The following is a 13,065-nucleotide window of genomic DNA, read 5'->3' on the forward strand; positions in this document are numbered from 1 at the left end:
AATCTTCGAGGGCCGGGGAAGTCGGCGTCCGTGACGGTGGCCGCCGCCCGAGGAACCCCGGCACCGGTGGGGCCGCCTCGGACTTCGCTGTGTCGGTCAGCTGTCGCTGTCCGTCGCGCCGGTGCGCAGGTCGAGGGTCCAGTTCTGGCCGACAAGATCCTGGCCGTAGCTGTGGTGGTGCTCCTCGTCGGCGAGGGTGAAGCCAAAGCTCCGGTAGATCTTGCGCGCCGCCGTGAGCACGTCGTTGGTCCACAGCGTCACCTGCTCATAAGCCGCTTCGCGGGCGAAGGCGAGGCACTTCTCCACCAGGCGCGTCCCAAGGCGAAGACCTCTGCCCTCCGGGGTGACGAGCAGAATCCGCAGCTTGGCCACTTCCGGCCGGTCGCCCGCGACGAGGAAGATGCAGCCGACGCGTCGGCCGTTGACCTCGGCAATCCAGCCCGCCTCTCGTGCCGGATCGCGCTTGGTTCCGTAGTCGGCAACGATATTGGCGACCAGAACCTCGAAGTCGGTGTTCCAGCCGAACTGCTGGTCGTATGCCTCGCCGTGGGCCATCACCACCCATCCCAGGTCGCCGGGACGGTCAGCACGGCGTATGACGACTTGCTTCTGATCTTGCTGATGCATGCGCTGCTCTCCCGGCTCGCGATCGAACCACACCACTGAAACGGTTGTTTCAGTTAGGCTAGCTGCATGTCTCAGGAAGCGCCAACCCCCTCCGCCCGGCAGGCCGAGCTGCTGGAGGCGGCCTACCAGTACGCCCTCGCCCACGGCCTGGCCGACCTGTCACTGCGCCCACTGGCCGAGGCCATCGGCTCCAGCCCACGGGTCCTGCTCTTCCTCTTTGAAAACAAGGACGGCTTGCTGCGGGCGCTGCTGGCGCGTGCCCGCGCCGACGAGCTTGTCCTCCTGGACCGGGCCCGGCAGCCCGAAAGCCCCGCCGGACTCGTGCCCGCCGTCGAGCGGCTCTGGACGTGGCTCGCCGCCAAGGAGCATCGACCGCTGCTGCGGCTATGGGCCGAGGCGTACACCCGCTCCCTCGTCCAGCCCGACGGGGCCTGGGCGGGGTTTGCCCGGGCGACGGTGGAGGACTGGCTCGGAGTCCTGGCCGACTGCCAGCCGCTGCCCGAGCGCGACAGCGAGGACGGTGCCACCCGCCGGACCCTGGCCCTGGCCGTCCTACGGGGTGCCCTGCTCGACCTCCTCGCCACCGACGACGATGCGCGACTCACCGCGGCCGTCGAGCACCAGCTCGCCCTGCTGCACGCCAGCACCACAGGCGGCTGACGCCTGACCCCCTTGATGCCGGGCTCGTCCTCCTCCAGCTCCGGCACGGTCGCGGCCTCAAGGGGATGACGGCCAAGCGGATTGAAACGGACACCGGTAAACGGTCTGCGGAGTTACGGGACAGTCCTTAGCGACCGCCGCCGACAACTCGGCCTCGGGAAGTCGATTGCTCCCCGGCCGGCCCGCCGGGTTGGATGGCGCGATGGAGAAGATCGAGGTCGAGCAGTTCGGTGGTGGGGGCAACGGGGCCGTGGTGCGGATGCCGGGCCGCCGGTTCCCCGGGGTGGTGGTGCAGGGCGACTCCCTGTTCGTCCTCCGCGAGGAGGTGGCGGAGATCCGCGCCGCGTGCGCGCGGGGCGACCTCGACGAGGCGACGGACTGCGCCGGGTTCCTGCTGGCCGACCTGGACGACATGCTGACGGCCTACGAGGCCGAGCTGACCCGCCACGGCATCCCCCTGCCGTACCCCGCCCGGCAGCGGCCCCCCGCCGACGCATGAGTGCGCCGCGCGCCGTGGTGTTCGCCTGCGGAAGCCTCGGGGCGCCCGACCTGCCCCGCCGGGGGCTCTCCGCGGGCTCGGCTCCACTGGCTGTGCTGCTCCTGGACGTCGAGGCGGACCTGGAGCTCAGGGACGGCGACCGTACGGTCTGGAGCGAGCGCGCCTTCCCCGTGGCCGAGCTCGCCCGGACCCTGTCGTCCTGGCTGAGCCTCCCGGACCGGGAACGGGCGGACTTCGCCTTCGACTCGATGGCGTACGACGCACCTGGTGCGGTCCGGATCGCGCCGGAGGCCGACGGGTGGCGGGTCGGATCGGTCCACGCGCCCGGTTCCTGGACGACCCCGATGGAGTGGGCTGCGCTGCGCGCAGGTCTCGTCGAGTTCGTCGAGGCGGTCCGCACGGGGGTGGCGGAGCTCGGGGTGGATCCGGACCTTGTGGTGCCCCGATGCTCCCGGACGGGTTAGCCGCGGGTGCCCCGGGGCCCGGCGCTGGTGAGCATGGAGGGGTCTGCCCAGTGCCGGGCGGGCGGGTCGCGGAGGTGGAGGTGGCTGGGATGCGGGTGCGGAGCGCGCGGGGTGCCGCGGGGCGTGGGTCGGCAGGTGGCCGGCGGGTCGCGGTGGGGGCGGGGGTGCTGGCGCTGCTGGTGCCGGCGGTGGCGGCATGCGGGAGCGACGGGTCGTCGAGTCCGGCGTCGACGCCCGGTTCGTCGCTGACGGCGGCTCCGAACCCGTCGAACTTCTCCGGCTCACCGCCGTCGGCGCTGGCCTCGGCCGCGTCGTCGGCGCTCGCTTCGGCGGAGGCCGCGCAGTCGTCCGCGGAGGCGGCGGCGTCCTCGTTCGCGGCGTCGGGTTCGGAGCAGGTGAACGCGAGCCGGACCAAGGCGTCCGAGGTGCTGCAGGCCACCCAGGGCGAGGGCAACGCCATGGGCGACGTCGTGATCACCGGCGTGCCGAGGACGACCACCGGCGGTCTGCACGCGGCGATCGTGACGATCACCAACTCGACGAACGCGACGGCGTCGTACGCGGTGCAGGTGGCGTTCAAGGACGAGGCCGGACAGGTCGCGGACACCAGCGTGGTGTGGGCGGAGAACCTGGCGGCCGGGCAGAAGGCGCAGCCGGTGGCGTTCAGCCGCAAGCCTGCGGACATGAAGCTGGTGGCGGTGGTCACCAAGGCCCAGCGGTACTGAGGGCCGGCGTCCCCGGCGGGGTCGGAACCGCCGGGGACAAACACACGGGGCCGGGGTCAGAGCCCCCCGACGTCGGTCCGCGTCATCGGCGGCGGTCGAGGGCGGCGGGCACGGCGGTGTGCAGGGCGGTGTGCGCGGCGGCGGCGAACGCGGCGCCGACGGCGTACCAGAGCAGGTCGGGGGCGTTGAAGGTGGTGCCGAGGACCAGGCGGGCGAGCGTCGAGCGGCCGGCCAGGGCGGCGGGCAGGCCGGTGAGCTGGGCCAGTTCGACACCGGCGCTCAGTGCGAAGGCGAGGCCGGCGGCCGGCAACGGGCGGACGCGCGGGACCGCGGCGACGATCAGGGTGTGCAGCAGCACGGTGTACAGGCAGTCGCCGACGGGCTTGGCGACCGGGCCGCTGCCCGCGTACGTGACGGCGAGTCCGGCGGCGACGGTGAGCAGGGCGGCCGCCACGGCGGCGAGGCGGACGGTGGCGGGGCGGACGGTGGCGGCCTGGCGGGTCACGGGGGTGGGCACCTCGGGGCGGGGTCGGTTCAGCTGTCCCCGCGGGAGCGCGAGCGCCGGCGGAACACGGCGGCGAGCAGGGCGACCGCGCCCACGGCGATGAGGATGCCGGTGGAGCGGCTTCCGGTTCCCTGACCCGGGGCGGCGGTGCCGCCGGTCGGCGCGGCGCCCGGGGAGGCGGGCCCCGACGCGGCCGGCGCGGGGGTGGTGGGCGCGGCCGTGGCGGCGCTGTCGGGGAGCTTGTCGCCGCTGAGCGGGACACGGGTGACGGTGCTGTTCTTGCCCTCGGTCCCGTACAGCACCGAGCGGCCGTCGGGCGCGAAGGTGACCGACTCGCCCTGGCGCTGGAAGGGCAGCTCCACGCTGCCCAGGCGCTGCGGGGCGGCGCCGTCCTTCCACCGGTACTCCTCGGCGAAGAAGTAGCCGCGCAGCAGGAGCCGGGTGCCGTCCGGGGAGAACGCGCCGTCGGTGACCCACGGGACGTCGGCGATCCGGTGGAAGGTGTTCACCCCGGTCGCGGAGAGCTTCTCCGGGCCCTGGTAGAGGCCGCCGGTGCGCTCGTTCTTGCTCGCGATGTACGCCCGGCCGGTGCCCGGGTGGATCATCAGCGCCTCCGCGTTGCGCGGGCCGTCCTCGTACCGCACCCGGTAGCGGGTGGCGTCCACGGTCTGGTCGCGGAGCTCGGCGGGCTCGGCGAAGCGGTAGATCCACACCTCGCTCCAGCTGCCGTCCAGGTTGTCGCCGATGTCGCCGAGGTAGAGCGCGCCGTCCGGCCCCAGCGAGATCGCCTCGACGTCACGGGGCTTGACGCCGCGCAGGGTCACGGTGGCGACGGTCTTGCCGGTGGAGTCGACCGCGTAGACGTACGGGCCGTCGTCGCTGTCGTTGTGCGTCCAGTACACGCCGGGGTGCGCGCGGCTCGCGGCGAGGCCGCTGGACTCGGTGATCCTGGGGTCGCTGATGGTGAACTCGGTGCGGGAACCCTCGGCCGCGGCCGGCGCCACGGCCGGCAGCAGGGCCAGCGCGGACGCCGCGAGCAGCGCGGCGGTGCGGCGGACGCGGCGAGCAGCGCGGCGGTGCGGCACGGAGCCCTCGGTCATCATCACGCCCTCCAACCAATCACACCGCCGACCCGGTGCGGGACGGTCCTCGAACAAGATCTACCGTAGCCGGGTGCAGACGATCGAATTGACCTGCGAACCGGCGCTGGACCGGGCCGTGCGAGCGGTGTGGCGACAGCTGGCGGACGGCGGCGTCGACAGCCTCGCCGACAACCCGCACCCGGGGCACCGGCCGCACCTGACGCTCGCGGCGTGCGGGACGATCGCGCCGGACACGCTGGAGCGGGTCCGCGAGGTGCTGGCCGGGGCGGTGCCGGTGGCGGTGCGGTTCAGCGGGCTGCTCTCCTTCAGCGCCCGCAGCCGACGGCGCGTACTGGCCTGGGGCGTGGTGCCGAGCCCCGAACTGGTCGACCTGCACCGCGCGGTGTGGCAGGAGCTGGCCACGGCCCCCGACCCCAACGAGCACTACCTCCCCGGCCGCTGGATGCCCCACCTGTGCCTGACCCGCCGCCTGGAGCCAGCCGACCTCGCCCGGGCCCACGACATCCTGGGCCGCCACCCCGACGTCACCGGCACCCTCGACGCCGCCCGCACCTTCGACTCGGACCGCCAGCAGACCACCTGGCTGGCGCCGGTCCGGACGGTCCCTGAGGTCAGCGGCGCCCAGCACCCGTGAATCCCGTTGTCGGAGGTCTCGCCGAGTGAGGTAGAAGGACGGCATGGATATCGCCGTACTCGAGCAGATGCTAGACGAGAGCTTCGATCACGCCGTGGTGAACCACGGATACACCAACTACATGCGTGACTACGAGGTCATCGTCCACGCAACGGCTGATCCCCGTAGCGGCATCGAGCCGTCCTACCTGCGGTATCTCTTCCGGTACTGCGTCGAGGCACGATGTGGGACGTCACTGCCGGCGGAGACCTGGCGGGTCTCTCTGGACGACCGCCTCATCGACTACGAAACGGGCGTCGACCTCGAGGGATACGTCTGGGGTGTGAAGTGGCACTGCCTGCACCCGGGAGCCACGGTTCTTCCCGAGTCGGAGGCGACCCGCCGCTGGTCGGAGGCGCTCGGGATCGACTTCCACGAGGTCCGCATCGAGACCAACGCTCACGACATCACCTTGGTCTTCTCGGACCTCCAGGTGACCGAGGTCCCGGTCGGATACGCACCCTTCGTCACGGATTAGCCCGACGCGCGCACAGCAGGGCCGACCCGCGCCTGCGCGGGGCTACGCGGCTTCGTTCAGCCCGGTGCCGGCGCGGGCCGGGAGGTGCTGTTCCGCGGTGCGCCAGGCGGTGGTGACGGCGTGGTGGGCGGTGGTGGTGGCCTCGGTGATGTCGGCGGGGAGGTGGAGGGGCGTGCCGAGGTGGACGTGGAGGGCGGGGCGGCGCAGGGGGGCGGTGGCGAAGCCGGCGATCTGCTTGGCGGTGCTGCCCGAGCTGAGGCGGCGGGCTCCGCACTGGCCGAGCGGGACGACCGGGGCGCCGGTCATGGCGGCGAGGCGGGCGAGGCCGGTGCGGAAGGCGGTCGGTGCGGCGTCCAGGGGGTCGCGCCGCTTGGGCAGGCCGCCCTCGCCGTAGATCAGGACGACGCGGCCGTCCGCGAGGGCCGCTGCGGCAGCGTCGAGGGCGGCGGAGGCGTGGGCCGTGCCGCGGTGGACGGGGATGTGGCCGCCGGCCCGCAGCACCCGGCCGAGCACCGGTACCCGCCACAGGCCGGCGGTCGCCATGACGACCGGCTCGGTGCCGACCTTGCGCAGTGCGGCGAGCACCACGCCGGGGTCGGCGAGCGAGCTGTGGTTGGCGACGACGATGCTGCCCGGGGCGACGGGTCCGGGTACCTCGGAGCTGACGGACAGCCGGCCGAGTACGGGGACCAGGACGGCAGCGATCCGGGCGAGCATGGGGCACGGCTCCTTCGTGGCGCGCGGCCGGTGCGGTCGCCCCGGCCGCCGGGTGCGGGGCGGTGCCGCCATCGTGCCGGAGGGGCCGTGCCGGGCGCCTGAGTAGCGGTACTCATCCGCTCCCGGTCAGGGGGCCGTGAAGAGGCTCGGGAAGCGGGCGGCCAGCCAGGGGCGGCGGCCCCAGGCGAGGACCTTGCCGCGGGTGAGCGCGTCGGTGGCGGTGTACCGGCCGAGGGCGATGAGCAGGAACGCGACCGGCTCGGTGAGGATGGTGCAGTCCGGGCGGCGCGGCGGCTCCTGGCCGACCTCGGCGGCGCCGTCGGTGAAGGTCACGGCGAAGCCGCCGAGGCCCCGGACCCGAAGCCGGTAGCAGGCGTTGTGCCCGGCGGCGGCGCGCGCGTCCACAACCAGCGGCATGGCGGTGCGCAGGAACGGCATGGTCAGTTCGACCCGGCGCCGGTCGATGGGGTGCGGCCGCCCGAGCGCGACGGCGATGTCGTACAGGTGGCCGAGCATGTGGGTCAGCAGGTAGGCGCCGAGCGTGTCGAGGTCCATCGGGCCGAGCGGGGTCACGACGGGTTCGGTGCCAGGGCGCCGGCCCGCGGCCGCGGTGAACTCCCGGGCGTGGCGGGCGATGTCCGCGGCGAGGACGGCGGGGTCGCGCTCCGGCCGCTCGGTGAGCGAGGCCTCGTTGGCGGCGGCGAGCGAGGCGGGGGTGCCGTCGCCGTACGGCCGGTCCTCGCCGGCGGCGAGGCTGGCCATCAGCTCGTTGGCCATGGCGAGGTGGGCCGCCGCTTCGGCCACCGTCCAGGTGGCGCCGGGTATCGGGGTGGCGCCCCGGCCGTCGCCGAGCAGGGGGACGGCCGCGTCGCCGACGGCGGTGATCGCCTCGAAGAGCGCGGAGCGTTCGGCGGCGGCGAGGGCAGGGGCGGCGGTGGGGGCGGCGGCGGGGGAATTCCGGCTGTTCGGGAGGGTCATGGGGGTGAAGAGTGGCCGACCGCCGCGCCGCTGTCCAGACCCGGGGCCGAACGGAGCCGGACGGAGCCGGACGGGCCCGACCCGGGGCCGGGCGTCGGGCGCGGCACGGCGGTCAGGGTGGGTCGGAGGGTCAGAACTGCAGGGACTTGGTGTGCAGGTACTCGGCGAGGCCGTGGGTGCCGAGTTCGCGGCCGATGCCGGAGGACTTGTGGCCGCCGAAGGGGGCGCGCGGGTTGAAGCGGCCGCCGTTGATGTCGACCTGGCCGGTGTCCATGCGGAGGGCGAAGGCGACGGCGGTGTCCTGGTCGGCGGCCCAGACGCCGCCGGCGAGCCCGTACTGGGTGCCGTTGGCGAGTTCCAGGGCGTGCTCCTCGTCGCGGTAGGCGAGGATCGACAGGACCGGGCCGAAGATCTCCTCCTGGGCGACGGTCATGTCGGCGGTGACGTCGGCGAGCACGGTGGGGCGGACGTAGTGGCCGCGCTCCAGGCCGTCGGGGCGGTCGGGGCCGCCGGTGACCAGGCGGGCGCCCTGGTCGAGGGCGCCCCGGATGTAGCCGCGGACGCGCTCCAGCTGGCGGGCGTTGACCAGCGGGCCGAGGCGGGTGGCGGGGTCGGTGGGGTCGCCGGGGGTGTACTTGGCGGCGGCCTTGGCGGCGAGTTCGACGGCCTCCTCGTACTGGTCCTGGTGGACCAGCAGGCGGGTCCAGGCGCTGCAGGTCTGGCCGGAGTTGGCAAAGACGTTGGCGACGTTGACGTTCACGGCACGGGCCAGGTCGGCGCCGGGGAGAACGACGTTGGCGGACTTTCCGCCGAGTTCCAGGGCGACCCGCTTGATGCCGCGTCCGGCGGTCTCGGCGACGGTCCGGCCGACGGCGGTGGAGCCGGTGAAGGAGACCAGGTCGACGTCCGGGTGGGCGGCGAGGGCCGCGCCGGCGACCGTGCCGGCGCCGGTGACCAGGTTGAACACGCCGGCCGGGAAGCCGGCCTCGTCGACGATCCGGGCGAACAGGCGGGCGACCAGCGGGGTGTCCTCGGCGGGCTTCAGGACGACGGTGCAGCCGGCGGCGAGGGCGGGGACGACCTTGGCGACGATCTGGTGGAGCGGGTAGTTCCACGGGGTGATCGCGGCGACCACGCCGACCGGTTCGGCGTGGACGACGGAGTTGCCGACCCGCTCCTCGAAGGCGTACCCGGCGAGGATCTCCAGGTAGGAGGAGGCGACGGCGAGCGGCAGGCCGGCCTGGACGGCGGTGGCGAAGCCGATCGGGCTGCCGAGTTCGGCGGTGACGGTGGCGGCGATCTCGGCCTGGGCGGCGGCGAGTCCGTCGCGCAGGCGGGTGAGCGCGGCGAGGCGCTCCTCGCGGCCGGTGGCGGCCCAGCCGCGGGCGGCGGCGCGGGCCGCGGCGACGGCGGCGTCGATGTCGGCGGCCGCGCCGGCGGGGACGGTGGCGATGACCGTCTCGGTGGCGGGGTCGACGACCTCGATGGCGCCGCCGTCGAGCGAGGGCCGCCAGGCACCGCCGATGTACTGATCCGCGTGCTGCTGCACCACAGCCGTTCCTCTCCTCCGGACGGACACCGTTTAATTAGCAATGCTAGTTAATGCCGTCCCCGCCCCGGAAGCAAGGGCCCCCACGGCCCCGGTGCGCCCCGCTGCGCCTCAGCCGTCGCGCAGGATCCGCCGGCCCACCGGCGGGGCGACCCGCAGCAGCGCGAGCAGCGCCCGCGAGGCACCGACGGCCACCACGTCCCGCTCGCGCTCGATGCCGCGCAGGACCGCCTCCGCCGCCTGCCCGGCGCTCAGCTTGCGGGCCGGGCCCTCGCGGCCGGCGGTCATCGCGGTGTCCACCAGCGGGAGCACGATCTCCTGCACCCGCACCCCGGGCGTCTCGCGGCGCGCCTGGTGCCGCAGCGCCTCCAGCAGCACGTGGACGGCGCCCTTCGTCGCGCAGTACACCGGGGCGCTCTGCTTGGGCGCGTACGCCAGCCCGGAGGTGACCGCGACGAAGGCGGCGTCCGGGGCAGCGACGAGGTGGGGCCATGCGGCGGCGGCGAGTTCGACCACGGAGGCGAGATTGACCTCGATCTCCTGACGGGCCAGGGCGAGGACCCGCGGGTCGGGTCCGGCGGTCAGCGGGGTCGGGTACTGGACACCCGCGTTGGCGACCACCAGGTCGAGGCCGCCGAGTTCGGCCGCGGCGAGGGCGACTACCCGGGCCGCCTCACCGGGCACCGCGAGGTCGGCCCGGACGGTACGGGCGTCGGGCTCGGCGGTGCGGCCGCAGGTGACGACCTGCGCGCCGCGGGCGGTGAGGTGTTCGGCCAGGGCGCGGCCGACGCCGCTGGTACCGCCGGTGACGAGGATGCGCTGCGTGGAGAGGTTCACCCGCGGCATGCTGCCGGGAGCGCCCGCGGTGCGCTTGTACGATCGCGCCATGCCCCGCACCGGCGCCGACATGGCGCGTTCCGTCCATCCCGCGCTGGTCGGCGCGGCGGTCCGGACGCTGGGCGCGGGGGCGGGCGATGCCGGGGAGCGGGCCCGTGCGATGCTCGGCGACGGCGAGCCGGTGCCGGAGCGGCTGAACGCACGCGTGCTGTCCCGGCTGGCCGCGGGTGGCTGGCCCGCGCTGCTGGCCGCGGCCGAACGGCTGGTGGCCTCGGCACCGCCCATGGCCGAGCTCGCCGAGTGTCGCGATCTGCCCGCGCTGCTGGGCCGGGCCGCCCTCGCGGAGGGCTGGTTCCACGTCGGGCACCGTACCCACCGGTCGCTGGGCGAACGGGAGTTGACGGTGCGCCACCTTCCCGGGCTGGGCGGGGTTCCGAGCGCGCCGGAGTCGCTGTTCGTCTGCGCGCTGGACGCCGTCGCCACGGCGGAGGTGACGGGACGGGCCGGGCGGGTGACCGTACTGGCGGACGGCGCCGCCGGGCGGCCGGAGGACGTCCTGCGCGGCGGGGCCCGCCGGGTCAGCGGGTGGCGGATCGACTGGGCGGACGAGGTGGCGCCGGGCGGACCGCAGCCGCTCGACGCGCTGCGCGGCCGCTTCGCCCGTGAGCCGGACCGCGCCTGGCGCCTCGACGGGACGGCGGCCCTCCTCGGCCTGGCCCCGCGCACCCTCCAGCGCGGCCTCACCGCGGCGGGCACGTCCTTCCGCGCGGAACTGCTCGCGGTCCGCCTGGAAGTGGCCGCCCAGCTCGCCACCCGCACCGCCCTCCCCCTGGCGGACATCGCCGCTGCGACCGGCTTCACCGACCACGCCCACCTGACCCGGCGCTTCACCGCCCGCTACGGCGTCCCGCCCTCGGAGTTCCGCCAACAGCGGGCGGGGGGACGTAGCGACGCCGACAGCCGGCGGGCGCCTACAGCATCGCCGGCGGACGGACCCGGCACCGTCGCCAGCGGCCGCACGAGTCGGCGGGCCACGGCGCTCCGGACCGCAGGCAGCCGGGGAGGCGCGGAGGCCCCCGGCGGGAGGAAGCGCGGCGGGTCGGGCTCGGCGCCGGTCAGCAGTGGCGGTTGAGGAAGACCATCCGCCGGCCCTCGGCGGAGCCGAACTCGTACGCGACGTGGTACACCTCGCCCTGCCGGTCCTCCAGCCCGCGTTTGATCGTCTGCCAGAACGTGCGCCGGTCGGTGTCCGCGACCACCGTGAGGTGCTCGGGGTCGGGGCAGTGGAGGTAGCCCTCCAGCACGGTGTGCGCGGTGAGGACGAGCCGCTTGGCGGCGCGCAGGTCGAGCGGGCCGCGGACGAAGTGCCAGCGGTTGTCGTCCGGGTCCAGGAGTTCGATCACGCCGTACGGCGGCGTGCGGTTGTTCGACACGGTGTCAGTTTCGCACGCCGATTTCTGCACCGACTCTGGACGCCAGGTGTCCTGGACATGTAAAACAACTGTCCCATTGTGCTTCTCAGGTTCGGCGCCACGCTCCCTCCCTCCGGGGACGGGCGGCACCCCGCGCCTGTTCCCGGGCTCCCCCACTTCCAGAGGAGTCCGATGCGCACCAGCATCCGCACCACCGCGATCGCCACCGCCGTCGCCCTCGCCACCGGCACCCTGGTGGCGGCGGCCGCACCCTCCGCGTCCGGCGACCGGGCGGCGGGCCGCCCGAGTCCGGCGACGGCGGTGGCCCGGGCCCAGGCGGCGGTGGACGCGCACAGCGCGCAGCTGGCCGTCACCGCCGCGCAGGGCCGGACCGTCCGCGACGTGGTGGTCGACGCGGACGGCACCCAGCACGTGCGGTTCGACCGCAGCTACCGGGGGCTGCCGGTGATCGGCGGCGACCTGGTGGTGCACCTGGCCCCGGGCGGCGCGTTCCGGGACGCCGACCGGGCGGCCGGCGGCGATCTGGCGGTGCCGAGCACCACCCCGGCGGTGGGTGCGGACGCGGCCGCCGCGCAGGCGGGCGGTGCGCTGCGGCAGGCGGTGCCGGGCGCCCGCGAGACCTCCGGCGGCTCCGCCCCGCAGCTGGTGGTGGACGCCGCGCACGGCGCGCCGCGGCTGGCCTGGCAGACCACCGTCGCGGGCACCGACTACCTGGGCAACCCGGTGGCGCGGACGGTGCTGACCGACGCCCGCAGCGGCGAGCGGATCGCCGACTGGGACGGCCTGGAGACCGCCGCCGGCGACGGCCAGTCGCTGTACAGCGGGACGGTGGCGCTGGAGACCACCCAGTCGGGCAGCAGTTACCAGCTGAAGGACCCGAGCCGGGGCAACACCTACACCGGTGACGCGGCCAACAAGACGGACCTGTGCTTCGGTTCGATCTGCTTCAGCCGGGCGCCCGCCACCCTGTTCACCGACGCGGACAACCACTGGGGCACCGGCGCCGGCGCCGACCGGGCCACCGCCGCGGTCGACGCGCAGTACGGCACCAACACCACCTGGGACTACTACAAGAACGTGCACGGCCGCAGCGGCATCGCCGGTGACGGCAAGGGCTCGTACAACCGGGTGCACTACGGCAGCAACTACAACAATGCCTTCTGGCAGGACAGTTGCTTCTGCATGACGTACGGCGACGGGGACGGGACGACCTTCGGTCCGCTGGTGTCGCTGGACGTGGCCGGGCACGAGATGTCGCACGGCGTGACCTCGCGCACCGCGAAGCTCAACTACTCCGGGGAGTCCGGCGGGTTGAACGAGGCGACCTCGGACATCATGGGCACCCTGGTCGAGTGGTACGCGGGCAACGCCAACGACCCGGGCGACTACCTGATCGGCGAGGAGATCGTGAAGTCCGGCTTCGGCAAGGCGGCGCTGCGGTTCATGGACCAGCCGTCGAAGGACACCAAGTCGGCGGACTGCTGGAGTTCGAGCGTCGGCAACCTCGACGTGCACTACTCCTCGGGCGTGGCCAACCACTTCGCGTACCTGCTGGCCGAGGGCAGCGGCGCCAAGGTGGTCAACGGGGTGTCGTACAACAGCCCGACCTGCAACGGCTCGTCGGTGACCGGCATCGGGCGGGACAAGCTGGGGGCGATCTGGTACCGGGCGCTGAGCGTCTACATGACGTCGACCACCAACTACGCGGGTGCGCGGACCGCGACGCTGAAGGCGGCGACCGACCTGTACGGCGCGTCGAGCGCGGAGTACGCGGCGGTGGCGGCGGCCTGGTCGGCGGTGTCGGTCGGCTGATCCGG

General features: G+C 74.3%; 16 protein-coding genes. 8 read left to right on the forward strand and 8 right to left on the reverse strand.

Annotated elements, in window-relative coordinates; translation table 11 throughout:
* Positions 1-96: 96 nt before the first annotated feature.
* Positions 97-627 carry a GNAT family N-acetyltransferase gene (locus ACGFX4_RS30585; RefSeq protein WP_393081236.1) on the reverse strand — a complete coding sequence of 177 codons (531 nt, stop codon included), beginning with the start codon at positions 625-627 and terminating at the stop codon, positions 97-99.
* A gap of 66 nt (positions 628-693) precedes the next feature.
* On the opposite strand from ACGFX4_RS30585, the gene ACGFX4_RS30590 reads away from it, so the two are divergent.
* The 4 genes from ACGFX4_RS30590 to ACGFX4_RS30605 all read left to right on the forward strand — a co-directional run bounded on the left by ACGFX4_RS30590 (position 694) and on the right by ACGFX4_RS30605 (position 2,975).
* A complete protein-coding gene (locus ACGFX4_RS30590) occupies positions 694-1,287 on the forward strand; it encodes a TetR family transcriptional regulator (protein ID WP_393081102.1) in 594 nt (197 codons plus the stop codon).
* A 202-nt stretch (positions 1,288-1,489) separates the two neighbouring features.
* On the forward strand, positions 1,490-1,786 hold the full coding sequence (locus ACGFX4_RS30595; RefSeq protein ID WP_393081105.1) for a DUF6959 family protein: 297 nt from the start codon (positions 1,490-1,492) through the stop codon (positions 1,784-1,786).
* The gene (locus tag ACGFX4_RS30600) at positions 1,783-2,250 is read left to right on the forward strand and encodes a hypothetical protein (protein ID WP_393081108.1); all 468 of its coding nucleotides are present in this window, start codon (positions 1,783-1,785) and stop codon (positions 2,248-2,250) included. The genes ACGFX4_RS30595 and ACGFX4_RS30600 overlap by 4 nt, the downstream gene beginning before the upstream one ends.
* Positions 2,251-2,414: 164 nt before the next feature.
* Entirely contained in the window at positions 2,415-2,975 is a 561-nt protein-coding gene (locus ACGFX4_RS30605; protein ID WP_393081111.1) for a hypothetical protein, read from the forward strand.
* An 82-nt stretch (positions 2,976-3,057) separates the two neighbouring features.
* Here the strand turns inward: ACGFX4_RS30605 and ACGFX4_RS30610 are convergent, their stop codons facing one another.
* The gene (locus tag ACGFX4_RS30610; RefSeq protein WP_393081114.1) at positions 3,058-3,480 is read right to left on the reverse strand and encodes a DUF2809 domain-containing protein; all 423 of its coding nucleotides are present in this window, start codon (positions 3,478-3,480) and stop codon (positions 3,058-3,060) included.
* A 29-nt stretch (positions 3,481-3,509) separates the two neighbouring features.
* Complete coding sequence (locus ACGFX4_RS30615; RefSeq protein ID WP_393081116.1) at positions 3,510-4,580, reverse strand: hypothetical protein; 1,071 nt, start codon at positions 4,578-4,580, stop codon at positions 3,510-3,512.
* Between the two features lie 73 nt (positions 4,581-4,653).
* Here ACGFX4_RS30615 and ACGFX4_RS30620 point away from each other — a divergent pair, with 73 nt between their 5' ends.
* Both ACGFX4_RS30620 and ACGFX4_RS30625 read left to right on the forward strand, forming a co-directional pair.
* On the forward strand, positions 4,654-5,217 hold the full coding sequence (locus ACGFX4_RS30620) for a 2'-5' RNA ligase family protein (protein WP_393081119.1): 564 nt from the start codon (positions 4,654-4,656) through the stop codon (positions 5,215-5,217).
* A 43-nt stretch (positions 5,218-5,260) separates the two neighbouring features.
* Complete coding sequence (locus tag ACGFX4_RS30625) at positions 5,261-5,734, forward strand: hypothetical protein (RefSeq protein WP_393081122.1); 474 nt, start codon at positions 5,261-5,263, stop codon at positions 5,732-5,734.
* Between the two features lie 42 nt (positions 5,735-5,776).
* Here the strand turns inward: ACGFX4_RS30625 and ACGFX4_RS30630 are convergent, their stop codons facing one another.
* The 4 genes from ACGFX4_RS30630 to ACGFX4_RS30645 all read right to left on the reverse strand — a co-directional run bounded on the left by ACGFX4_RS30630 (position 5,777) and on the right by ACGFX4_RS30645 (position 9,815).
* Positions 5,777-6,451: a lysophospholipid acyltransferase family protein gene (locus ACGFX4_RS30630; protein WP_393081125.1), complete on the reverse strand. Its 675-nt coding sequence runs from the start codon at positions 6,449-6,451 to the stop codon at positions 5,777-5,779.
* 126 nt (positions 6,452-6,577) lie between these two features.
* Positions 6,578-7,429 (reverse strand): maleylpyruvate isomerase family mycothiol-dependent enzyme, encoded by an 852-nt coding sequence (locus ACGFX4_RS30635; protein ID WP_393081128.1) that lies wholly within the window; start codon positions 7,427-7,429, stop codon positions 6,578-6,580.
* A 130-nt stretch (positions 7,430-7,559) separates the two neighbouring features.
* Entirely contained in the window at positions 7,560-8,978 is a 1,419-nt protein-coding gene (locus ACGFX4_RS30640) for an aldehyde dehydrogenase family protein (protein ID WP_393081239.1), read from the reverse strand.
* 111 nt (positions 8,979-9,089) lie between these two features.
* The gene (locus tag ACGFX4_RS30645) at positions 9,090-9,815 is read right to left on the reverse strand and encodes an SDR family NAD(P)-dependent oxidoreductase (RefSeq protein WP_393081131.1); all 726 of its coding nucleotides are present in this window, start codon (positions 9,813-9,815) and stop codon (positions 9,090-9,092) included.
* A 49-nt stretch (positions 9,816-9,864) separates the two neighbouring features.
* Here ACGFX4_RS30645 and ACGFX4_RS30650 point away from each other — a divergent pair, with 49 nt between their 5' ends.
* Entirely contained in the window at positions 9,865-10,947 is a 1,083-nt protein-coding gene (locus ACGFX4_RS30650; protein ID WP_393081134.1) for a helix-turn-helix transcriptional regulator, read from the forward strand.
* Here ACGFX4_RS30650 and ACGFX4_RS30655 read toward each other — a convergent pair.
* A complete protein-coding gene (locus tag ACGFX4_RS30655; RefSeq protein ID WP_393081137.1) occupies positions 10,931-11,248 on the reverse strand; it encodes a hypothetical protein in 318 nt (105 codons plus the stop codon). The two genes, ACGFX4_RS30650 and ACGFX4_RS30655, sit on opposite strands and share 17 nt — an antisense overlap.
* 171 nt (positions 11,249-11,419) lie before the next feature.
* Between ACGFX4_RS30655 and ACGFX4_RS30660 the strand changes: the two genes are divergently transcribed.
* Positions 11,420-13,060 (forward strand): M4 family metallopeptidase, encoded by a 1,641-nt coding sequence (locus ACGFX4_RS30660; RefSeq protein ID WP_393081140.1) that lies wholly within the window; start codon positions 11,420-11,422, stop codon positions 13,058-13,060.
* The last annotated feature ends 5 nt before the right edge of the window (positions 13,061-13,065 follow it).

It is taken from the genome of Kitasatospora sp. NPDC048365, assembly GCF_043200835.1.
GTDB lineage: Bacteria > Actinomycetota > Actinomycetes > Streptomycetales > Streptomycetaceae > Kitasatospora > Kitasatospora terrestris.